Source organism: Bradyrhizobium sp. BEA-2-5 (assembly GCF_032918025.1).
Lineage (GTDB): Bacteria > Pseudomonadota > Alphaproteobacteria > Rhizobiales > Xanthobacteraceae > Bradyrhizobium > Bradyrhizobium pachyrhizi.
The window spans coordinates 6,700,187-6,723,107 of the sequence record NZ_CP136629.1 but is presented as its reverse complement, the minus strand read 5'-3'; the positions used below and the strand labels follow the sequence as shown (position 1 = coordinate 6,723,107).

The window sequence follows — 22,921 nt, the reverse complement described above, 5'->3', positions numbered from 1 at the left end:
AGTCGGGCCCTTCTACCGTGTGAGCTCTGGGCGGTCATGGAGATCCCGTGTTTCACCGAAGGAAGCGAGCTTCAGCTGCCTTGACCTCGTCCATCCTCTGAAGTCTGAAAATCTCCTCCACTGGCAGAATTTCCTTATGGACGTTCTGGACGCCACCGTCGGCGATAATCCGGCGAAAGGTCTCCTGAATGGCTGTTGCAGCAGCGCGAACGCCGTAGTTGCCGTAGATCACCATCCGGATATTGCGCAGCGCTTTGACACGCTCGGCATCGAGATCCGGGTAGGCATTCGGCACAATCACCAGCGGCACCGATCCAGTCCAGCCGCGCGAAAAGCTCTCGATCTCTGAAGGATCCGTCTTTTTCGAATGGATCAGGATCATGTCGGCGCCAGCCTCTGCATACGCTTGTGCGCGATGCAGAGCTTTTGCTTCGCCAAGGCCTGCGATCAACGCCTCGGTACGGGCGATGACGAGAAAGTCCCGCTTCCGTTTTGTCGTGATCGCAGCCTCGATCTTTCCCTGAAATTCCTCAATGCGAAGCAGTTCCTGGCGACCGCCGGCAACAAGGCTCGTTACCTTCGGAAAGGTCTTGTCCTCAATGACGACGGCGCTGGCGCCAGCCCGCTCGTATTCGCTGACGGCATGAATGACATTGATGGCGTTGCCATAACCGGTATCGATGTCGGCGACGATCGGCAGCGTGGTCCGTCGCGCGATCGCCCGCAGCATGTCCAAATGCTGTGTCATGGAAATCAGGCTCATGTCCGCCAGGCCGTAGAGCGCCGACAACTCGAAGCCGGAGGCCCATATCCCATCGAATCCCGCTTCTTCTGCAAGGATGGCCGAAAGCGGACTGTGGGCCGCCATGATGTGAACAAGGCCGGTCTCGGCCATGCGATCGCGGAGGCATTTGGCTGGGGACATTGGGGAGCCTTCAGGGTTTGGGCTAGCGCAGATGTCGATGGCGCGGCCACGGGCTTAGGTGAGGTCAAGCGATAGAGATGCAGGTGTAGGCGCCATTGGCCGCTGTCGGACACCAAAGTTACTGCGAACGCATCGAACGGACAGGCGGCGGATATTCGGTTTCGAATTCGATTGCCTTGCCGTTGTGTGCGTTTGTCGAAAACACTCGCGCTGGGAAAACTTAGGAGATGCCATTTGGCACGCCGCAAGAACGCCCCTCCGCTCGGTCCAGCTTTGCAACGGCGGTGTGACTCTGCGAGAAAGCGCGGGCTTGGCGGACCAGCCTGTATTTCGTCCACCCGGCGCGGATGACTGCTCGACCAGTAGCGCGTGGCACGTCGAAATCCGGCTCGCTCTGACCAAGCGTGATGAGATCCGCGCGCTGATCGCCATCTCAGCGGCTCGCACTAGCATGGACTTCGGCTTAGATGGGCGAACGACTGTGAGCCGCTCTGCAGCTAGGGACAAGGTATGAAAAACCTGCGAACTTTGACGCGTCAGGACTTCTATTCGATTACGAACGCCCCCGCGTAATCGAGGCATCGTGCCCTTATATGAAGTGATCGAAACTTGCGATGTTGGCTTGCTCGTAGAGGCAGTATGCCGTGTCGCAGAGATACTGATCCGACTCTTTGGGGCAGGGCCGCCTGTACCAGATACGGCTGGCAATTTGAAATGTTGCGTAATGCACGCGGCCTACGAGAACTCGTGTCCCTGACAGCGTGCGGGAAAGTCCGCCGGTGGAATCTGTTGGTCGTCGCCTCGAAAGCACGAGTATGCGACGCCGCATTATCGCCCACGGCATTACAGCTGCCAGCTGCTGCTGTCTGTTCTTGAGATCATGCATCCCAAGAGCGCCATCATCGCAAGACCGCAAGATCCTATCGACTTTTTCGATGGTCGTCACGCGATCGTAGCAGTTCGAGTTTTTAAGGTTCCTCACGCGTGAGCGAACGCCTCCGCGCGAGGCGCTGGAAACGGCCCGCGAACGTTTCGTGATGATCTGAAGGAACAGGTATGGCGTCCGTGTCGATTGAGGGTATCCGCAAGAGCTTCGGCCCGATCTCGGTCCTGCGCGGTGTTTCGCTGTCGATAGCAGATGGCGAGTTCCTGACACTGTTGGGGCCTTCTGGCTGCGGAAAATCGACGTTGCTGCGCATCCTGGCGGGACTCGAGATGCAGGACGCAGGCTCGATCTCGATCGGCGAACGGGTGGTGGACGGACTACGCCCGAAGCAGCGAGATGTTGCCATGGTATTTCAGTCCTATGCGCTCTACCCGCATATGTCGGTCGCCTCCAACATGGCGCTGCCGCTTCGCATGCACAGGCTCTCGGCTGTCCAGCGGCTTCCCCTTCTTGGTTGGCTGCTGCCAGGCGCGGCAAGCGCCGTTGCAAAGATCGACATGGAGGTCGCGCGCACGGCTGAGTCGCTGGGCATTGGTCACCTGCTTGCCCGTAAGCCGGGGCAGCTCTCCGGCGGCCAGCGGCAGCGGGTGGCAGTCGGCCGGGCCATGGTGCGCCATCCAGCAGTTTTTCTGATGGACGAGCCGCTGTCTAACCTCGACGCCAAGCTGCGCGTGCAAATGCGAGCCGAAATCAAGGAATTGCATCAGCGGCTCGGCTGCACCTTCGTCTATGTCACCCATGACCAAGCCGAAGCCATGACGCTATCGGATCGGGTGGCAGTGATGCTCGACGGCGAGTTATTGCAGGTCGCTCCACCGCAAGACATATACGCCGATCCTGACGAACGGCGCATCGCCGAATTCATCGGTTCGCCCAAGATCAACATGCTCAATGGTATGGTGCGTGAACGCGGCCTGATCGATGTGGCCGGTTCGACCATCGCGATTGAGGTGGATGCTCGCCCCGGCACGCCTGTCACACTCGGTATTCGGCCGGAGGCTCTTCGTCATACCGACCCCGCCGGGCACGGTGCACTGACCGGCCCAGTACGCTTGGTCGAGCATATGGGGGCCGACATCTTCGTTCACCTCGAGCTGGCGGGCATCGATCAACCGTTGATCGCAAGGCTGGCTACTGAACGCTCGACCCATGTTGCTTCTGGTCAGACGTTGCATGTCAGCGTTTCGGCGGATCGCGTGCTACTCTTTGCGGCCGACGGACGGCGCCTGCGCCGGCATGTGGCACCCAGCCGAGCATCGATGACCCCGATCCGGGAAGTTGCCGCGCGATGAGCCGACCTGTTACTCTCTTCGGATCGTTCGACAAAGCGTCCGCGGCCGGCGGCATAGCAGTGTCTCAGACCGCCTCGCCATCCCGCAGGCGAGCCTTTGCAGAAGCCATGGCAGCCTGGATCCTCGCGGGACCGGCAGTCTTCTTGCTGCTTGGCCTATTCTTCCTGCCCGTGATCAGCGTACTCCTCATTGCGCTCACGGACTGGCAGTTTGGCGCGCGTTCCATTTCCTTCGTCGGCCTTGCCAACTTCCGCGAGGTTTTTGCTGACGACGGATTTAGGGCATCCCTTCTCAACACCGTCATCTACGTTCTGATCGTTGTGCCGGCCACCGTCGTCATGGGTTTCTTCATCGCGCTTCTGATCGAAAGCGGAAAGTCGTGCCGGGCCTTTTACCGAGCCATCCACTTTCTGCCATTCATGGCGACGCTCACGGCCATGGCGATCGCTTGGGAGGCGCTGCTGCATCCCACGATCGGCCTTGTCAACCAAACGCTCGCCGCGATTGGCGTTCCAACCTCCAACTGGTTGCGCGACGAAAATACGGCGCTTGCGGCATTGGCCGTAATCGGCATCTGGCAGAACCTCGGTTACGCCATGGTTCTGTTTCTCGCCGGTCTCAAGAGCATCCCGCAGGATCTATACGATGCTGCGGACGCTGACGGAGTTGACCTTTGGTTCGATCGGGTGCGCACCGTCACCCTGCCCATGCTCGGGCCGGTCTCCATGTTCATTGTCATCGTTGTGACGCTGAGGGCATTGAATTCTTTTGACGCTGTTAAAGTGCTTACCCAGGGCGGCCCTGGTCACGCTTCGGAGGTGCTTCTGTACACGCTCTATCGCGAGAGCTTCGAGTATCTGCGCACTGGATACGGCGCGGCCGTTGCCGTCGTATTTCTCTCCATGGTCGTCGCCCTCACGCTCGTCCAGACCCGCGTCATGGACAGAAAAGTGCATTATTAATGAGCATTGCCAACAACCGGCTACCGCTGCCCGCCGGCATTCTCCGTCATGCTGTGCTGCTCATCACCGGAACTCTCATCCTCGTCCCCTTCGTGTGGATGGTGTCCTTGTCAATCAAACCGCCGGGCGAGATCTTCCGCGCATCCCTTTCCCTATGGCCTGCACAGTTCTATGGAATCGAAAACTATACGAAAGCACTAACTGACGCGCCGTTGCCGCGCTACATGGGCAACGGTCTGCTTGTGTGCGCTATTATCCTGGCGCTGCAGATTATCGTCTGCGCGCCTTGCGCCTATGCGCTCGCCAAGCTGCGATTTCCCGGCCGCGATCTGCTCTTCGGCATGGTACTCATCGGCCTGCTGCTGCCGCACCAAGTCCTGTCTTTACCACTCTTTATGTTGGGATATTTGCTCGGCATCCTCAACACCTATGCCGCCCTTATCTTTCCCTATGTGGTCTCGCCTTTCGGCATCTTCCTGTTTCGTCAGTTCTTCAAAGCGATTCCCGACGATGTCGTGCACGCGGCCCGCCTGGACGGCCTCTCTGAATTCGCCATCGTGTGGAGGATCATTGTGCCGATGGCGCTACCGGCCGTCATCGCATTCTCGATCTTCTCGGTTGTCGCTCACTGGAACGACCTCTTTTGGCCGTTGATCGCGGTACGCGACCAATCATTGATGCCGCCGCCGCTCGGCATCATGGCCTTCAAGAACGAGGAGGCAGGCAACGATTACGGACCACTGATGGCCGCTTCAACCCTGGTTGTTGCGCCGCTGCTGATCGCATTCCTGGCCGCACAAAAGTGGTTTGTGGAGGGAATGACAGGCGGCGCGGTGAAGTGAACAGCTCGCAAACTTCATAGGGATCAACTCATGTTTGAACTCACGCGGCGTTATCTTCTCGCCGGCTCATCCTCCCTGTTGCTTACAATGGAACCACGTGAAGGCGCCATGTCGGCGCCTGTCCAAACCATCAAGATTAAAGTGGCAGCTGCTCCGTCGATCTATCAGCAGGCGTTCGCATCGGTGATCGAGGCATTCAAGCAGCAAAATCCTTCGGTCGTCGTGGAATTGATTCCTGCCGTTCGCGAAGATGAAGAGTTGGTCCAGCTTACGTTGCGGTCAGCAATTGTCGGCGACGTCCCCGACGTCCTGTTCATCAGCCCGAACCTTATGCGGCTGTTGGTCGACAGAAAACTCGCTGTTCCGCTTGAAACTGTGGGAGCGACGGCGCCAAGTCTCCAATCGCTAGGCTTGATTCCAGGGGCCGAAGGTATGGGGCAAGTCGCTGGAAGGCTGTACGGAACGCCGATGGGTGTCTCCACGCCGGTTATTGCGTACAATGCTGAATTGGTACGCAAGGCGGGAGCAGATCCTGATAATTTTCCGACCAGCTGGCAAGAGGCAACTTCGCTCATCTCGCGCATTCACCAGTTGGATCGCGGTATCATTGGAGGATTCTTCGAGTACGACAATACAGGGAACTGGACTTACAAAGCGCTCGTCGCGACACTTGGTGGACGAATGATGTCAGCGGACGACAAGGTGATCATGTTCGACGACCCGAAAGGCTTGGAGGCGCTGAGAATACTTAGAGGGTTCGCGGAAGCAGGCCAAGGTGCTGTCGACATGACACGCGACCAAGCGCGGCAGGCATTCTCAGCTGGCAGAATTGGGGTGCTTGTTACCTCAAGCGGCGCCCTCCCGGGCCTTGAGAGACAGGCCAATGGTGTCTTTACGCTGAAAGCTGCCCCGTTTCCTCTCGGCTCGGAAAATGGCAAGGTTCCGGCAGCTGGTACTGTGGCCATGATACTTGCCAAAGACGATGGTAAGCGCCGCGCAGCGTGGCAGCTCATGCAATTTGTGCTCGGCGTAGAGGCGCAGACTATTATTGGCCGGGCAACAGGTCTTGTTTCCATTAACCGACAGGCCCTTGAAGATCCGAACCGTCTTGGCAGCCACATGAAAGCGCGTCCCAATCAACGGGCCGCCGTCATGCAGCTGTCGCGCCTCACCGAGTGGTATGCATTCCCTGGCGATAACGCGATTCGGATAACTGACACCATCAAGCGGCACCTTCAGGCAGTTCTGACGCTCAAGCGCACTCCCGAGGAAGCTCTTGCTTCCATGCGAGCCGAGGTTAGCGCACTACTTGGCACATAGAACCAGGATGCCGGGTAATACATCTCCTGCGCCGAATGCGGTGAATTCTATGAAATCTCTTTGGGATGCGAGCTTTCGGACGTTGGAACGACCCATCGTGATTGCGCATGGAGGCGATTCTGCAAGCTATCCAGCAAACTCGATCTGGGCGTTTCAACATGCGAGGCAAGTCGGAGCGGATGCGCTGGAGGCAGATCTCCGCGTAACTGCCGATGGGCGCATTGTCTGTCTGCATGACGAGGAGGTGTCGGTTCGATCGAAAACGACTGCGGTCGGGCAAGCTGAGTATCGAGACCTCCATGCTTGCAGTGCTGGGCTAGCAACACTTGAGGATCTCATTGGGTTTGGACTCCCGGTTTACCTTGACGTCAAGGAACTCGTTGAAGTCTCAAGAGTAGAGGTTTTGAGGACTGCCGTGGCGCATGCGAACCCAGCTCGGTTCGTAGTGGGAATCAATAGAGTGTCCGATGGCATCGCGCTTAGGAAAGCCGTGTCTGACATTCGGCAGGTTGCCTTGATGCACGACGACCACGAACTCGCAGAGTTCACCGCCCTTTTTCCCGGTCACTGGGTCCGTCTGCACGAGACGCGGACGACATTTGAAAGAGTTGAGCATTTCAGGAGGCGGAAGGCCAAGATCATGGTCACATGCGGCTCTCTTGCAAAGCCCTCAGGCCATACAGACCGGGACGCATTCATTCAACTCCTGCGTCTACGGCCCGATGGCGTCGTGCTGAATGACCCGGGCCTTGCCCTCCGTACCTTGGCGAACGCCGCAGTGCCATTGGCGAAATAGGATAAGCGAATGCAAACGCGCCCACTTGCGAACACGTCCATCGCGAATTCGGATCGCCAGAACAATCAGCCGTGCGCACTGGTTGATTTTACTCGCTCAATCCCTCCCATGTCGCAAGACATCGCGCACGGGCTAAAGAGCGCATTAACGTGCCTCGCCGCGCAGCAGACCGTAGGTTCCCTGCTCAATGGCAGCATTGCGGGTGGAACCGCAGAAGACCGGTTGAGTGGTGCGCGGTTCCTTTCGCGGAGATTCGGCGAAACGATCGATCCGAACCGAATCGTTGTGACCAACGGAACGCAGAGCGCCTTACACCTGCTATTTCGGAATTTTGTTATATCCGATGGTCCCTTGCTGACGGAGGCGTTCACCTATGGTGTGCTGACGGGGATAGCCTCCCACACGAAAGTTCGACTACAAGGGCTCGCGCTCGACCACGAAGGATTAGATCCCACTGCCGTCTCACAGGCGCTTGAGCAGTCGTCGGGCCGAATCAAGCTTCTTTATTGCAATCCGACGATTCATAACCCGACCACAGCGACGATGTCGCTCGAAAGGCGCCAAGAAATAGCAGCGGTTGCTCGCAAACATTCAATTCGTATTATTGAGGACGACGTTCTGGGACTACTTCACCCCGAGGCACCGCCTCCGATAGCCGCTTTAGCGCCCGACCTAACGTGGTATATCATGGGGCTTACGAAATGCCTGGCGCATGGAATGCGTATCGCTTATCTCCTCGCGCCATCCGTTGATGACGCACGGGATCTCCTAGAAAGAGAACGTAGATACTCGAGCTGGTTTCCCGCACCACTGCACGCAACCATCGTGCGCCAATGGATCGACGACGGCACCGCTGAGCGTGCAACCTCGGCCATTCGAAGGGAAATGGACGAGCGGCACGAACTTGCGCGCTTTGTATTGAGGGAGCATAGCTTTCGTGGGTCCCGGGGTTCGATGCACATCTGGTTAAACCTTCCGAGTCCCTGGTCCAACCTTGACTTTCAGCAGGCCGCCGAGAAACGAGGTGTCTTGGTCAGAACGGCAGACAAGTTTGCGGTTCACGAAAGCATCTCTACTCCCGCAATTCGATTGTCGCTAAGTAGTCCGCCGGACCGGCAATCACTCGCATCGGGCCTCAGTCGGCTCGCGTTGTTGCTCGACGACGGCTTGTCTGCTCGTTCGATCGCCGGGGGGGGCGCGTAATGAGCCGCCGCATCCGGCTTGTCACGACCCATGACTTCTTCGGTTCGTTTGCGGTTGTACCGACATCATATGGAGCACTATCTGGGGGTGAGGCCTTACGCTCGGCAGTTAATGAGCTGCGTTCGGGAAAGAGCGCGCTATGGCTTGACAGTGGCGACTTTTCTCAAGGTGGAGCGCTCACTGTCGCAACAAACGGAATTGGCGGAGTTCGTGCTGCTGGTGAACTGGGTATCGACGCATCGGTCGTCGGCAATCATGATCTCGACTTCGGGGCTTCCTTCCTTCGCCTCCACAGTGGAGCACTCGGCTTTCCGGTGCTATCTGCCAATGTTGACTTGGGTCTTCCTGGTACCGCAATGATTGCTACCAAGGATGGCGACGTTGGCTTGATCGGTCTAACACACCATGATCACGCCTCTATGTCCTCCTGGTCGATCTGTCCCGAACGGCCGATGCCCGGAACAGGCACGGGTCTTGCGTTCCACCTCAAGGAAGCTGCAGCTGATTTGCGCCGAGCTGGCGCCAGCGTGGTCGTGTGCATCTGCCATGATGGGGTGGACTGGGCCTTTTCTGCGGAAGGGCGTTATGGTGCCGATCCGACGGGCTTCTTTTCTCGTTGCAGGTCGTGGCACGAAGCAGTTGACCTCATCGTCGCAGGCCACACCTTGGGACGATATTTCGGTCGTATTGGAGGCACGCCCGTCGTGCAGCCGTGGCCGCTCGGAGCCGAGCTTGCGATTGTGGACTGTTGCTTATCGGGCAAGTCCATGGAGATGAGCATCGGCGCACACGCGGTCAGGAGCACAGGAAAGCAATGGCAGGGCTATGGCGCGAGTGTCATTCGCGCAGCGGAATCCGAGGTCTTGGGCCGGCTGGATCGGCCACTGATCGCGAGGTCTGGCGGGCCTGCTCCTCTCGCTACATTCTTGGCCAAAGCGGTATATGGGGCGTCAGGCGGAGCTGATATCGCCCTGGCTTATGTGACCTGCGGTCAACCGACCCTAGACGGTGTATTCGGTTGGCTCGGAGCCGGGCCCGTCTCCCGGCTACAGATTCTACAGAACGTCCCATATTCGACGTTCAGCGTAGTCGCGACAATGATATCTTCGGAGGAGCTAGACGAACTACGAAGGCTAACTGAGCCTCGCCCTCAAGATCGCACGACGGCTTGGGGGAGTTTTGGCACGCCAAGGAGTAACAAGGGTATGGTTCGGCTCGCTACTCTGTCTGGTGCGGCAGCAGATCTGTTTTGCAGATTACTCCAACGCAAACTCGATTGGACACACGTAGGTAGCACGCTGTTCGACGGGCTCAAGGAGATACTCGCGACATCGTCAGTTTCGCGAGGACCCTCAAGCGCTCGTGCATTGTTGTCGTGATCCACCTCCAACGAGGACTGCAATGATGTTTCCGACAGAGGCGGCGATGAGTGCGGCGTGCACTCCGATATGAGACGCTAGAGCGCCCCAGAGGACGCTGCCGATTGCCGTACCTAGATAGAACGTCATCAGGAATCGAGCCACTAGCTGGCTCTTAAGGGCAGATGGTGCTTCGGTTCGTACAGCGATATTCAGCGACGTGCCGAAGAGGAACCAAGAGGCACCAAACACGAGTGTGATGACAGATAAAAGCCAAAGCGGTGCCGGAAGCGCAATTCCGGCGTTCAGCACAAACACCATGCCGGCTGTCAGTTTTAAAATCGTACCGAGCCCCAAATGGCGGTGAATGATCGTTGAAGCGATGATCCCGCACAATGCGCCAAACCCCAGAAAGGAGGTCAACAGCCCAAGCGCTGTCGTTACGTCGTTCTGGTATTGGCCTTTGACCAGGGCAGGAAGCAGAGCCGGCACCGAACTACCACAGACTGACACCAGAGCGGCCTGACATGTGCGCGGAGGCAAGGAAGTGGAACGCAAATGTTCGTTTAACGACTTCCTTGCCGAAGGGATTTCTAGGTTTTTGGCCGTCAGCATAGTTGTTGTAGATTTCGGTATCGACAAAAGAATGATGGCACCCCCAACCAAGAATACGCCGAGCAGGAGAGTGGGTGTCGAGCCGAAGAGACCAATGGTTGTGGCTCCGATGAGCGGACCGATTGCTCGGGCGGCGTTAAAACTGCCTGATATCAAGATTGTGGCGGTCGAAGCCGAAGCGTGAGCGACAAAATCGGGCCCCACAATCTGCCAAAGCGTCATCGCAAACGAGGCCGTGGTGCCGAGCCCGAACAGTATGGTGATCAACAGCCACCGTGTAAGAGGTAAATGCGAGGCCGCGTACGCGTAGATTAGCAGGAGGGCCACCGTCGACATGTGCCCCGCGAGTAGTAGAGTGCGGCGATTGAACTGGCTTGCCACGATCCCGGCTGGAACAGCGACGAGCAGCAAAGGCACCTGAACTGCAGCATTGACCAAGGCGATATAAACTGGATCGTCCGTCAATTCAGTCATCAGAACGGATGTCACAAACCACGCCAGTACAAACCCTTGATAGGCAAGTAGTGCAGCTAGCGCGCTAGGCAGAAAGGGTGCAGTCACCAAGGTGGTCCAGGAGCGCTCATCGGGTGCTGACGCCGGATGCTTCCCCACAACCGGAGAGTTTTTCGTTGGTTCGCCCATAAGCGCTGCGCCTGGTGCAGGAAACTAAGGTGCCAGGTCGGTGCTGCCATAAAGGATCGATGCCAACCGCGCCAAACCGTCCTGTAACATCGCGTCCGTGGTTGGTGAGGTAAGAGCGATCCGAACGGCCTGTGGAATTGAGTCATTGGCGCTCTTCCCGAGGGTAGAAAACGCTTCGGCAGCCCGAATCTGAACGCCAAGGGCGGCCGCCTTTGCGACGCATGTGCCGCCCGAAATGCGCGATGGAAGGTTAAGCCAAATGTGCAAACCGCCCGCTTCGCTTTGAAATGAAAAATCGCGCAAAGTGTTTCGTGCGATTGCCTGTCTTTGATCCGCATGATCTGCGATCGATTGGCAGATTTCCTCAGCTCGACCACTCTGAATCAAGCGAGTGGCGATCTCAGCCGCCAAGGCGGACGGAAACCAAAAGGAATGGTTGGATACCGGACTTACGAGCTGCTGCACATTCAAGGCATTTGGTCCGACCAAAAATGCAACTTTCAACCCTAGAGCGATGCATTTAGAAAGCGACTGAATATACCAGACGACGTCCGGGCCGATAGTTGCGAGCGGGGGCGGCTCACGTTTATGCAGTGGTCCGAGAACATCATCCTCGATGATAACGACTCCATACCGCCGCGCGATCGAGACGACGCTTCTGCGGCGAGCAGCAGGTAAGACCGATGTGGTGGGATTATGTACCGTCGGATTGCAGAAGAGTGCCTTCGGTTGCCATCGTTGGCACGCGGCTTCGAATGCGTCGGGGAGCAAGCCGCTTTTGTCAATCGCAACCGCACGTATCTTGACGCCGTACCTTGCAGCCAGCGGCACAAGTACAGGATAGGTGAGCGCCTCCGCCAGAAGCGTTTGTCGTTCGCCGATGCAATGGCGCAAAAGAAGCCCGAGTAGGTTCTGGGTGCCGTGGGCCACTACAACCCTATCGAGAGACGGCTTCGCGCCAAGGCGCCGGCCAAGCCACACGGCCCCCGCCTCGCGATCTTCGTCACTACCGCCAATACGGTTGCGTCGTAGCCTTTCGCCGACATTCGGCTCGCTACCAAGCTGCGCGAGTACGTCTTGGAGACCAGAAGTCAGTTCCGGCGGTGTGGGCGGAATAGCCTTCGACAGATCTATGGACAGAGCGTTAGCCACGGATGCCTTTGATTGTCATTTAAGCCGCTAAGTAGCCTGGAACGTCCAGGCGCGGGTGATCCAGAGCGTGCGTATCAACGTTTCGCTCGGGATCATCTTTGCAGTTTTGCTCAAGATGTCTTTCCATACCTCTTTGGACACTTGACTTGGGACATCATGGCCCGCTTTCCACGTATCCAGGAAGTGTTGCGGAGTTAAGTTCTGCTCGTGTCGGGCTTCCAGGTAGCAATATTCGGAAAACAGACCTTCCGTGTCGACCGCATCCATGATGTCATCAACCGACGTGCCGGTCCTCTTGAGATCGGGCACTTCGCGTTTCACCATTTCCTCTATCTGGCGCTGAAGCCCATCGCGCTTGAAGTCTCTGAGATTCCAGACAATCGTCAGAAAGCCATGGCCCTGGAGGATGCGGTGAGCCTCTCGGAACATCTTGGATGGAGCAACGAACTGATACGCATTTCCAAGAAGCACCCAGTTCGCAGAATTATCGGGCAATTGGGACGATTCGGCGGTCCCTGACACCCACGTGAACCGAGACTTGTGGGGAGCAAGGCGATGGGCAACAGCGCGCATTGCGTCATTGGGCTCGACGGCAAAGCCGGTAACCCTTTCGCTGTCGAAAGATCGTAGCAAGTTGCCGGTGCCGGCGCCGAGCTCGGCAATCACGGCATCACCGAAGATGCTGGCAACCGTTCTCGTTAATAGGCCGAGTACAACCGGTGAATAAGGGGGGCGTTGACCGTACTCGACCGCATTCATGCTGAAATCGCCCCACTTCGTCGCAGGGCTGTTCGAAATTTCTAGCATTTGACCTCCTTGTGGTGAGTCACTGGAGCGCCCGCTGGATTAGGGCAATAGAAGCGGCCAGACAAAAAGCCGTAATGCCCAAGTACATTGTGCCTCGGGGAGCAGGAATGCGAACTGGTGCTACATGGAGGCAAGCGAGGACGCCAAACAGGCACAGAACCAAAGGGGTAAAGGCGAAATCACCGACATAAGGGCGCGTGAGCAACAATATCGCCATGATGGGAAGATCATACGAAAGCGGCAATCCGGTGAAGGCCCCTCCGCAAAGACCGAAGTTGCTAAAGTAGCTCAGCCGTAGCGCCCCCGCTAAAAGGAGCCCGGCACCTAGCACTAATGTGATGATTGAATAATCTGCAATCGTCATCAAGACGATGGTCGGGAGTACGGCGCCGTAGATGATATCGGAGAACCCATCAAGGCTTTTGCCGATCCTTCCGACGTCTTCAGGCCTGTGCTTCGTTCGCTTTGCGATTATTCCATCGAATTGGTCCGCAAGCATCGCCCATAGTCCGAATGCTGTTGCTAGTTCGACATGCCTCAAGAGGGCTGCATAGACTGCGACACTCGAGATCACGATACCTGTAGCGGTCATCGCATTCGCTGGATCCACTAGATATCTGAGCATCGTCCCCTCAAGTCAATTGTCCCGCTCGGCATATGTCCGTCGGCGCTGGATTGGACATGCTCGGAAAAAAGCTCTTCGGCAATGCGCAAGTCTTCTGCGCTGTCAATTTCGTACCATTTCAGACCATCGCAGCGTGCGGCGGCAAGTTGCATGCCGCGCCGTTCCACTAAGTAAGCAAGTAACTCTTCTGTAAACGCCTGAGTGGCACCGGAGCCGATAATGTCGTCGAGCGCTGGCACGATGATATTGCTGAGGCTGGATTCAGAGAGCCTAAGCAGATTCATAGTCTTGAAAAGCGCAGGTCCGTTCTGCGATAGGTTCGCTGAGGACTGCTTCAAGCGGAATGCCGAAATAAGTCCTTCTTTGGAGAGCAAAACCGCTGATCCTTGCATCTTCACATCGAAGGGTGCGACGGCAGCCACGTCGGCCCCCGGGTGCAGGTCGAGGTAACGGAGCGCGTTCTCCTCAAAGAAGACGTCGCCCTCCAGGAGGTAGCTGTCGCCGGACAGGAGCGCATCGCGTGCGAGCCAGAGGGAATATGCGCTGCCGGTACGATCGAATACGGAAGATTCGACATAGCTGATTTGGACCCCATTGAAATGAGTGCCGCACGCATACTGAATCGCGTCCTTGCGGTAGCCGACAACGATCGTCACTTCTTCCACGCCGACTGCTGCCAAATTTCGTAGAGCGTTATGGAGTATCGGGGTTCCATTGACTTCGACGAGCGGCTTGGGCCGCAGATCAGTCAGTGGTCTCAACCGTGAGCCGAAGCCGGCAGCGAGAATGACAGCTTTCCTTGGGGGATTAATAGTCATCCAGGTGACCTAACGCCGTATCTTCGAGAAGCCGATTCAGGTCGGTCTCGAGCTTGCCAACTAACCGAGCGCGCCAGTATAGCGGTGCATTGCAATACAGGGCGGTGATTGCATCATCTGCATTGGCTCGGTCGATGAGTCTCCCCACCGCCTGCGGCAGCAGCTGAAGCTATCCTAGGGGGCGCTGTTCGACGTTTTGAACAAGCCTGCCCCTTGCACCACCGTGAGCCCTTCTCCGTCGATCAAAAATGTCGCTGGTACTGTGACGTGAGGTTTACGGGTTCCTTGGAAAGGAGATCTCGCCATTAAAAGGGGCTGTATCACTATCCGTCTCGACCTCTCTCCGGGAGAGACATGACCTGTTAGGCCCTTCGTGACTGGTCATCGTGATATCTGGGGGAATCGAGCCGAGATACGCAGCAGTGCACAGGTCGATCACGTCGTCACGCCATTTGATTGTATGCGCAATATCAGCACAGAAAGCATGCGCTTCGCGTAAAAATCTCCCGAAACGCGATAGTAAGTCCGACGAATGCATGGTGGTGATCTTTCGATAAGCTGTTGTATGGACGAAACGCGCTATTGCCCTGGGTTAGGAGACTGGTATCGCAATTCCGCGCGAGCGAGTTCGTTGTAGTTGAACATTTCGAATATCTCATCGAGCGTCGCAATATTAGATTCAATGCCGGCGGTGTTCTCTTCCGCGAAGATACGATTGCAGACTTGTCGCATCGCCACTATTGCCGCGCGCATGGAGTGGTTGGCCCAGATTACGGTCGAGATGCCGGCTTTACGATAAACAGAGACCGGTGTTCGATAATATTTCGTTGGAACGATCAGGACGGGCAACCTGTTGTGCCAGGCGCGCATGAACGCAACGATCTCGTCCGCGGCGGTTCTTCGCGAGTGAATGAGGATCGCGTCGGCTCCCGCAGCGGCGTAAGCACTAGCGCGTACCAGTGCTTCGTCCATTCCATGGCCGGCGATCAGGGCTTCGATCCGAGCCACGAGGACCAAGTCTTCCGCCACTGTATCCTTCACTGCCCGCAGACGGCCGGAGAATTCATCGATATCTGCGAGCGGATGCCGATCGCCAATGAACGAGTTCATTTTCGGAAAGCAGCTGTCCTCAAGCGCGACGCCGGCAGCGCCGCGCTGACGGAGTTTCCGTGCCAGCAGGCGTGCATTGTTGAAGTTCCCGAAGCCGCCATCCCCATCGACCAAGACAGGCAATCTGGTCGAGTCCACGATTCGCTCGACCGCGTCGACGATTTGGCTCCATGACGCTTCGCTGGCATCGCGATATCCGAGGGAGCAGGCGATAGATAGTCCTGACGCCCATAGGCCCTTGAAGCTTGCACGCTCTGCGATCGCGGCGGAGAGCCCGTCATGCGCCTCCATAAGGAAGGAAAGTTCGTTTCTGGAGCAGATTTGATCACGCAACATTTCAGAAGGTGAGAAATCGGCGCGGAGATTGGCAAGAACGGGGCCTTGTGATTGATCTTGCATACAGAGTCCTTGCCGGTACGTGTGACTGGCCGACGTTTGTCATCGATAGTGACATCGTCTCGTCATCTGGATCAATGACTAGGATTGGTAGTTGAGCGGGTTCATCTCGCTATGAAGGTCGCAGTCGCAGTTACCTCCCGGCAGTCATGAGATAGCCATCCATCACTGGAGCCTTCGTATGCGTCTCTACCGTTCATAATTGTTGGCGCGTTCTTAGTCTTGGTCGGACTTGTATCGGGAGCGACAGCAGTCGCGCGAAACCGCCCAAAAGCAGATGTCGCCGCCCCACCAGACCTTGCGGTCGCAAAAGGCGCCATCCAGACAATTCCCAGCCTCAGCCTACAGATAATGCCTTGCCGATCTCAACAGGCACTGTGCCAAGCGCGGAGAATGTCTTCTATCGGATCTTGCGGCGTTTCCTAAGGCTGCGGCCAGCAGCCGGAGATCAATTACTGCACGGCCATCGAAACTCAGGGCAGAGCTGCGCACGCTGGAGGCAAACCTATCGTTGGTATAGCCCGCGAACCTGCAACGGGCAGATCTCGCTTACAAGAAGCCCGAGCCTCCGGATGCTTACGTGAGCGTTAAAGGCGAGAAGGCTCGAGCGAAGCAGCACGAGGCCGGCTACGGGGAATGCCAGAAAGCAGTCAGAAAACACGATCACGAGAGCGCGATCCCCCTTTTTAATGCATCGCCAGCTCCAAGAGCCACAGTGCGATTTGACGCTAGGAAAGTCGGCGCCTCTACCGATCGCTACCTGCCGTTTGTTGGCTGGCCTGTCGCGCAACAGGACAGCGAACTGCGAGGCCCAAGCAAAGACGAAGTCGGTGGAGCAAGCGCACTCCCCGACGAATGCCGCGCCTGCCAAGCCATCGTTGATCCCGATCGATCTCGCACGGTTGCAGCATCTTATTCAGCTTGGTGCTGAGGCTGTTTGCTTGCAAGTTAGCTCAAATCTGCGATCCATAAAAACAATAGATCGGTACGAAACGGACAGAATTGTTCTTTAATTCATAGCCGTTTCAGGCCTCAACCATGAGTCCAGCGCGCGATGCTGCGGACACGAGCTCATAGGTGTTGTCAGACGGCTCGTACAATCAAGAGTTTATCTTTTCTCAAAGATTTGCCGCGACGCTCCCAGTGCCAACGTCGAAGCCAGCTTGCGAGGTCGCAGAATGAGAGTAAATGTGAAATCCTATCTCTCGGAGCTGCTAGCCGGAGATCTAGCGGCATTCGGCGGGCCGACCACCGACGAAGCGGTCGCGGGCTACATTCGTGCCGAACAGGTTTCCCTCGTGTTGGGCTATTCGCTGGCCATCATGCTGGCCAACGCCTGCAATGCGAGCGTGCTCGCAATTGCCCTTTGGCATTCGCCCGACAGAAATTTCGCCTTGGTCTGGGCGGCGACCGTAGTCTGCGGCGCGCTCTCGATAGGCCTGAAGGCGCGTTCATCACGGCGGATGACGAAGCCCCAGTTCGTATCGCGCCAAGCCATGCACCGGCTGGTACGCAATGCCTTGGTTCTCGGAACCGCCTGGGCGATCGTTCCGGTGGTATTCTTCGCGAACGCCTCCAATGGCGGGCAGCTCGTCATAACATGTCTCTGCTCTGGGATGCTTGCCGGTGGCGCGTTCGCCTTCGCGACGATTCCGGTTGCGGCAGTTGCGTTCACGGCTCCGATCTTTGTGGGTACGGCAATCTGCCTCGGCAGCAACGGCGATTTCGTCTATCTGCTCGTCGCTATGCTGGTCGTGGCCTATGGCTTCGTGCTTCTAAACGGCGTTTTCGCCCATTCCTTTGAATTTACCAGACGCACCATTGCTCAACTGGAGGCCGAGAGGAGGGGCCGGCGGGATCCCCTGACCCAACTGCCGAACCGCTTCGCCTTCAATGAGAGCCTCGAAGGCGCCCTCAACAGGCTCGCCCGCTCGGGCGAAGAATTTGCTGTTCTTCTTCTCGACCTCGATCGCTTCAAGGAAGTGAACGACAGGTTTGGCCATCCGGCAGGCGATGAAGTTCTGGTGCAGGCCGCGTCGAGACTGCAGCGATGCGTACGGCAGCTTGATACTGTTGCGCGCATCGGCGGCGATGAGTTTGCGCTTGTTATGACCAATCTGACCAAGCTGGAAGACGCGTTGGAAGTTGCTGAGCGGTTCGTCGGCGCCTTCGCCGAACCATTCTCGATCGAGAAATGCGAGATCGCAGGGGCGACCAGCGTCGGAATTGCAGTGGCCCCACGCGATGGCGACGTACCTCATGAACTCCTGAGGAACGCCGACATTGCGCTCTATCGCGCCAAGCAGGCGGGGCCGGGAACGATCCGCTTCTTTGAGGCCAGCGATGACAAATCGGCGCGCGACCGCAGGGCGCTGCAGCGCGATCTAGAGCTTGCGATCGACAGAGACGAGTTGTTCCTCCTCTACCAGCCTTTCTTTGATATTCGCAAGAACCGGATCACCGGCTTTGAGGCCTTGCTGCGCTGGCGGCATCCTATCCGCGGAGTAATTTCCCCGACCGAGTTCATTCCAATCGCTGAAGAAACCGGATTGATCCACGGAATCGGCGAGTGGGTGGTCCGACGCGCCTGCTCGACGCTGTCGAACTGGCCGTCGGACCTCAGGGTCGCCGTCAATTTCTCGGCGGCTCAATTCCATAGCGCCAGCATCCTGCAGACAATCGTGCAGGCCCTCTCCCAAGCCAGAGTTGCTCCTTACCGTCTCGAGATCGAAATAACCGAGTCGATGCTTATCTCGAAGTACGCGCCGGCGTCGTCGATCCTCAACTCACTCCTGCAATTGGGAGTGACCGTTGCGCTTGACGATTTCGGAACAGGATATTCATCTCTGACCTATTTGCTGAAGCTGCCTTACACCCGCATCAAAATCGATCAGTCCTTTATACGGGACATGCTGAGGCGACCGGATAGCGCGGCGATCGTAAGGTCGATCATCACACTGGCGCAGGACCTGCAGATCGGCGTGGTCGCCGAAGGCGTCGAAACCGCCGAACAACTCGACTATTTGCGTCAAACCAATTGTGACGAAGTGCAAGGATACCTTGTCGGTCGGCCGGTCGCGGTCGAGCACGTCTTTGCTCTGCTCGATCAACACAAGGAATGGTCGACGTCCGCGGCTTGAGGACGAGGCGCTTCGCAATTCGACGGTGATGAACATCGAACATCCGAATCCTTAAGGTGAAACAATCGTTTGCCCCGCTGCACTCTGCCCGACGACTGGACAATCGGCTGCATAGCCGACTGCGTCATCTCGTGCAGCGTGGCGCCGCGATACACAATATCAATGAGGGATTGCCCGCCTTGGCGATACGCAATCCATTATCATGAAGAGCCGCGACACCCTCGACGAGCTAAGAGCGTTTTCAAGCGAAGTGGATACCGGCTCGCATCAACAAAACGCATGAATCTAGAGGCACCTTTCGATTCCATCGAAACGGAAAAGGTAAACGTTACGATGACTTAGGCTAGATCGTTGTACGAAGCGATACCAAATTGAGCCAGAGACTCCGACGAGCGCTGACTCAAGCCCTCACATTTCAGATGCTCGACATCCGTTTAAAGTACCATAATATCGTTCGAGCTCGACGAGCGCTCGCCCCTCCCATTCTTCGGCCTGCGTCAGCAATGAATTTCGTTGAACCGGTCGGAATGTCGCAGCCTGACGGCACAGGGAAGCTATTGCGCGGTAGCGGCGCACGTTTTCCATAATGGCCAGCCCAGTCATGTTCGAAATCACCCACATTATCCCGGCGGGAAAGTGTGCCAGAACGATTGTCGATTGGTTAGCGACAGCTCGGTAAGCCTGCTTGGGTTAGCAAATCCCTACGAATGTCCTGTCAAACATTAGCTAGACCAAGATCGCCTCTCGCAGCAGCCTATCCGGTGCTGCTTGCAGCGATATGAATGCGTACACTTGTGGCGGGAGTACCTCAAAACCGCCTATCCGCCATTGACGTTTCACAGTTTCGAGCCAGTGCTGCGCTTCTGCAGCCTGTGCGCACCGCTACCGATGTTCGGCGCTTGCCGAAGCAGAGTGGCGATCGACAGATCGATTGATCGATTGTGCCAGGGAACCTGTTTGACCTGCGGTTCGCGGCCGAGCGTCTCAGCCAGAAGTGGATCGCCGATTTCACCTATCTCTAAAGACCGTGGTCCCTGCGCACCTGGCGTGTCAGCTCGCCCTTGATCTCACGGGCGACTTCGTCGCGGATCAGGCTCCGATCTGTATCTCGGCTTCGTCGCCAGCTAAGCCATCAGCTATGAGCCGGTGCTGCACGCGGTAGGGGAGTTCCTCCTCCATCGCCTCGAGAAGCCGTTCCTGCATCCCTGAGTGAGCCTCGGGCTCGATGCGGCTCAGGACGATGTCCCAGGATTGCCAGCGGTTGCCGGATAGTCATCGAACCCGTTGCCTCCTCTTCCCGCACCCGCGTCTCGGCCGCTGCGCGCTCGTCCTGGATGACATAGGACGCTCTAAAGAAGCGCATGTCGGGGGCGAGGAGCTGCAACTTCAGCCGCTCGCGCAGTTTGACCTGATAGGCGAGATAGACCTCGATCTCGTCAACAAAGATTGCATAAGTCCTGCTCTTTCAAGGAGGTAAAATAATGCATTCTGCCTGAGCCATTAGGTCGGGCTTCGTCGAAGTTTGAGATTTTCCCAGAATCTACCGTCAGCCGGGATTTGGGGTGAATGCAGTAGCAGTCGTGATCGGTATTGGACCAGCTGTCACGACGCGCTGATCGATGCCGAGCCTGGCAGGTAGCTCGAGCGCCGTCATTGCGAGCCGCTGGCAGCTTTGCGGTGCCTCTCGGCACACGGGTTCACCTCGTTAGCCGATGCAGCCAAGCGCGTACGGCCCTTGCCACTTGGGATCTCCGGCAGTGTTTCGGTCGTGTGATCCGGCGTGTCGTCTTTCCAGCGTACTGAGCCGAACGGCCTCTCCAGCATGCGGCGGACGCGTACCGGGCTGGAGCCGATGTGGAAGCGAATTGCTCGCCGTTCCAGCTCACGCTCCGACTGGGTCGAGCGGTTGCGCCAGCGCAAGTAGTCTAGCCACGTTGGACAGTGGTAGCGCTCGGTCCACAGTTCGGGATTGGCAATGTCGCGCGCGATCGACCAGCCGTAGGCGCCGTTGCGCTGGCGGGATAATTGCACGTCCTGCATGACACCATGAAACGCCCGCGCATTCTCTTGCGCAACTCGGTATTCGATCTCGACGACAAGCGGACCGCTCCGGCCGGTCAAGTCGAGCCGTACCTCAGGATCGGCGAGCAACTTGGCCTCCTCACCCCGCGCGATGACGCGGGGCATGGGAAGCCAAAGACCGATCAGTGGCGAGGCGAGCATCAGGGCGGCCGATACCAGCAACGCGGCTTCAACTCCGGCCGCGTCGGTCAGATAGCCCCAACCCCCGCTGCCGACGGCAATCCCGCCGGAACTCGCCGCCTGATAGGCTGCAAGCGAGCGTCCGGCCACCCAGCGCGGCGCCGACAACTGCACGCCAATGTTGAACACCGCCCACGCCATCATCCACACGGCCCCCGCCAGGACCAGGGCTGCCGCGGTCAACACCAATTCACGGCTGAGTGCGACCGCAGCGATCGCCGCGCCCATGGACAGCGCGCACGCGCGGATCGCGGCCTCGCCGCTCATGCGCTTGCGCACCTCGCTGATGTTCAGCGCGCTTATGACTGCACCCAGGCCAAAAGCGCCGAGCATGATGCCGTAGGTCTGGGCATCGCCATGCAAAAGGTCGCGCGCGGCGAGCGGCATCAGCGCAGTGATCGCGCCGCCGACGACGCCGGTCACCAGAGTGCGGGCCAGCACGATCTTGATCGATGGTGAATTTTTGATGTAGCGCACGCCAGACACCATGGCGCGGTTCAATCCCTCACGCGGGAGCCGCGAGGGCGCACTGATGCGTTGCCACAGGAACAACGCGGCCATCAATGGCAGATAGAGGAGCGAGTTGAGTGCAAATGCTACCACTGCGCCCGCGCTCGCCACCACCATCCCGCCGATCGCCGGACCCACGCTACGCGCGATATTGTAGCTGATGCCGTTCAACGCGATGGCCGCAGGCAGCTGCGCTTCCGACTGCACTTGTTCGCCGACCGACGATTGCCAAGACGGTCCCATCAGCGCCATGCCGCCGCCAACGACGAAGCAGAGCACAAGCAAGAGGTTCGGTGTGACCAGACCCAGCCAGGCGACCACCTTCAGTGCGGTTGCGCCGGCGAACGAGATGCCAAGCGCAGCCAATGCCACGATACGTCGGTCATACATATCAGCGATCGCGCCGGCTGGTATCGAAATCAACATCACCGGCAACAGCAGCGCGGTCTGCACCAACGCGACCTTGTCGGCCGAGGACGTCATCTGCGTCATCGCCCAGGCCGCGCCCACACCTTGAATCAAGATGCCGAGGTTGGAGAGGAGGCTCGCAAGCCAAATGCGGCGGAAGGTCGCGTGCCGCAGCGGCGCCGTGATGCCGTCGGCGTTGCGCGTCTGGACTTTGGCTGGATCGATCATATCAGCTCACCATGATTTAGCACGATTCGATTCTCGTGCGAATCACAATGATGTTCATGGTGCGATATCACGTTCAAACATACGCGCGGTCACGAGAAGTGCGATCGCTCTATCGTTTTGATGCGAGCGATGATCCTGCTGCGTCGCCGTCATGCGGCTCATAACAACCGCGAGTCGCGCAATGAGGGGCCGCGAAATGGTCTCCGAGGTGATACTTGGGTGAGCGTGGAAAGCTGTCACGTCCGTGGTGATCGGCCTCTACCTAAGTAGCGGATTGGCATCCAATATTCATGCACGGCCCTGACGGCCGCTGGGACGTTGGGGTGAGCGTCAAGCCGACAACCGCTGGTCCCGCGTCTGGTTTATGGGCTCCGAGCAGCGGACGGCCATGATCGTCGGGATTGTGCAGCAGGATGGCGGCAGGCCATGATTGGCGTTGCCGGGGTCCCGCAACGGCGCCCCACGGCGACGTCTGAGCCGCATCGCGGAATAGAAGCCGTCTCGCACCAGGGGCGCGGATCGATATCGCCATTGCGGGGACCTTCGGCCCGAAGCGATCGGGCG

At 57.8% G+C, this 22,921-nt stretch carries 17 protein-coding genes; 7 read left to right on the top strand and 10 right to left on the bottom strand.

Translation table 11 applies throughout. The features are described 5' to 3' along the window. Positions 1–52: 52 nt before the first annotated feature. Positions 53–895 carry an isocitrate lyase/phosphoenolpyruvate mutase family protein gene (locus RX327_RS31500; RefSeq protein ID WP_317248139.1) on the bottom strand — a complete coding sequence of 281 codons (843 nt, stop codon included), beginning with the start codon at positions 893–895 and terminating at the stop codon, positions 53–55. 1,086 nt (positions 896–1,981) lie between these two features. Here RX327_RS31500 and RX327_RS31495 point away from each other — a divergent pair. The 6 genes from RX327_RS31495 (at position 1,982) to RX327_RS31470 (ending at position 8,286) form a co-directional block, all read left to right on the top strand. After that, entirely contained in the window at positions 1,982–3,163 is a 1,182-nt protein-coding gene (locus RX327_RS31495; protein WP_317248138.1) for an ABC transporter ATP-binding protein, read from the top strand. 107 nt (positions 3,164–3,270) lie between these two features. Beyond that, the gene (locus RX327_RS31490; RefSeq protein WP_317248137.1) at positions 3,271–4,125 is read left to right on the top strand and encodes a sugar ABC transporter permease; all 855 of its coding nucleotides are present in this window, start codon (positions 3,271–3,273) and stop codon (positions 4,123–4,125) included. Then, entirely contained in the window at positions 4,125–4,967 is an 843-nt protein-coding gene (locus tag RX327_RS31485; protein ID WP_317248136.1) for a carbohydrate ABC transporter permease, read from the top strand. The genes RX327_RS31490 and RX327_RS31485 overlap by 1 nt, the downstream gene beginning before the upstream one ends. Positions 4,968–4,997: 30 nt before the next feature. Continuing rightward, complete coding sequence (locus tag RX327_RS31480; protein WP_317248135.1) at positions 4,998–6,287, top strand: extracellular solute-binding protein; 1,290 nt, start codon at positions 4,998–5,000, stop codon at positions 6,285–6,287. 97 nt (positions 6,288–6,384) lie between these two features. Continuing rightward, positions 6,385–7,083 carry a glycerophosphodiester phosphodiesterase gene (locus RX327_RS31475; protein ID WP_317248134.1) on the top strand — a complete coding sequence of 233 codons (699 nt, stop codon included), beginning with the start codon at positions 6,385–6,387 and terminating at the stop codon, positions 7,081–7,083. Positions 7,084–7,191: 108 nt separating this feature from the next. Beyond that, positions 7,192–8,286 carry a PLP-dependent aminotransferase family protein gene (locus RX327_RS31470; protein ID WP_317248133.1) on the top strand — a complete coding sequence of 365 codons (1,095 nt, stop codon included), beginning with the start codon at positions 7,192–7,194 and terminating at the stop codon, positions 8,284–8,286. Positions 8,287–9,638: 1,352 nt separating this feature from the next. Here the strand turns inward: RX327_RS31470 and RX327_RS31465 are convergent. The 6 genes from RX327_RS31465 to aepX form a co-directional block, all read right to left on the bottom strand. Continuing rightward, the gene (locus RX327_RS31465; RefSeq protein ID WP_317248132.1) at positions 9,639–10,820 is read right to left on the bottom strand and encodes an MFS transporter; all 1,182 of its coding nucleotides are present in this window, start codon (positions 10,818–10,820) and stop codon (positions 9,639–9,641) included. 105 nt (positions 10,821–10,925) lie between these two features. Beyond that, positions 10,926–12,053, bottom strand: a complete 1,128-nt coding sequence (locus RX327_RS31460) for a PLP-dependent aminotransferase family protein (protein WP_317248131.1) — start codon at positions 12,051–12,053, stop codon at positions 10,926–10,928. A gap of 27 nt (positions 12,054–12,080) precedes the next feature. Then, positions 12,081–12,860: a class I SAM-dependent methyltransferase gene (locus RX327_RS31455; RefSeq protein ID WP_317248130.1), complete on the bottom strand. Its 780-nt coding sequence runs from the start codon at positions 12,858–12,860 to the stop codon at positions 12,081–12,083. A 19-nt stretch (positions 12,861–12,879) separates the two neighbouring features. Continuing rightward, positions 12,880–13,485, bottom strand: a complete 606-nt coding sequence (locus tag RX327_RS31450) for a CDP-alcohol phosphatidyltransferase family protein (RefSeq protein WP_317248129.1) — start codon at positions 13,483–13,485, stop codon at positions 12,880–12,882. Next, positions 13,470–14,303 carry a phosphocholine cytidylyltransferase family protein gene (locus tag RX327_RS31445; RefSeq protein WP_317248128.1) on the bottom strand — a complete coding sequence of 278 codons (834 nt, stop codon included), beginning with the start codon at positions 14,301–14,303 and terminating at the stop codon, positions 13,470–13,472. Before RX327_RS31445 ends, RX327_RS31450 begins: the two co-directional genes overlap by 16 nt. 579 nt (positions 14,304–14,882) lie before the next feature. After that, positions 14,883–15,749 carry a phosphoenolpyruvate mutase gene (gene aepX / locus RX327_RS31440; protein WP_317251362.1) on the bottom strand — a complete coding sequence of 289 codons (867 nt, stop codon included), beginning with the start codon at positions 15,747–15,749 and terminating at the stop codon, positions 14,883–14,885. Between the two features lie 1,238 nt (positions 15,750–16,987). On the opposite strand from aepX, the gene RX327_RS31435 reads away from it, so the two are divergent. Continuing rightward, positions 16,988–18,949: a putative bifunctional diguanylate cyclase/phosphodiesterase gene (locus RX327_RS31435; protein WP_317248127.1), complete on the top strand. Its 1,962-nt coding sequence runs from the start codon at positions 16,988–16,990 to the stop codon at positions 18,947–18,949. A gap of 408 nt (positions 18,950–19,357) precedes the next feature. Here RX327_RS31435 and RX327_RS31430 read toward each other — a convergent pair whose 3' ends face one another. The 3 genes from RX327_RS31430 to RX327_RS31420 all read right to left on the bottom strand — a co-directional run bounded on the left by RX327_RS31430 (position 19,358) and on the right by RX327_RS31420 (position 22,357). Beyond that, positions 19,358–19,552 carry a hypothetical protein gene (locus RX327_RS31430; RefSeq protein WP_317248126.1) on the bottom strand — a complete coding sequence of 65 codons (195 nt, stop codon included), beginning with the start codon at positions 19,550–19,552 and terminating at the stop codon, positions 19,358–19,360. 529 nt (positions 19,553–20,081) lie between these two features. Then, complete coding sequence (locus RX327_RS31425) at positions 20,082–20,381, bottom strand: NEL-type E3 ubiquitin ligase domain-containing protein (protein WP_317251361.1); 300 nt, start codon at positions 20,379–20,381, stop codon at positions 20,082–20,084. Between the two features lie 218 nt (positions 20,382–20,599). Then, positions 20,600–22,357, bottom strand: a complete 1,758-nt coding sequence (locus tag RX327_RS31420) for an MFS transporter (protein WP_317248125.1) — start codon at positions 22,355–22,357, stop codon at positions 20,600–20,602. Positions 22,358–22,921 lie beyond the last annotated feature (564 nt).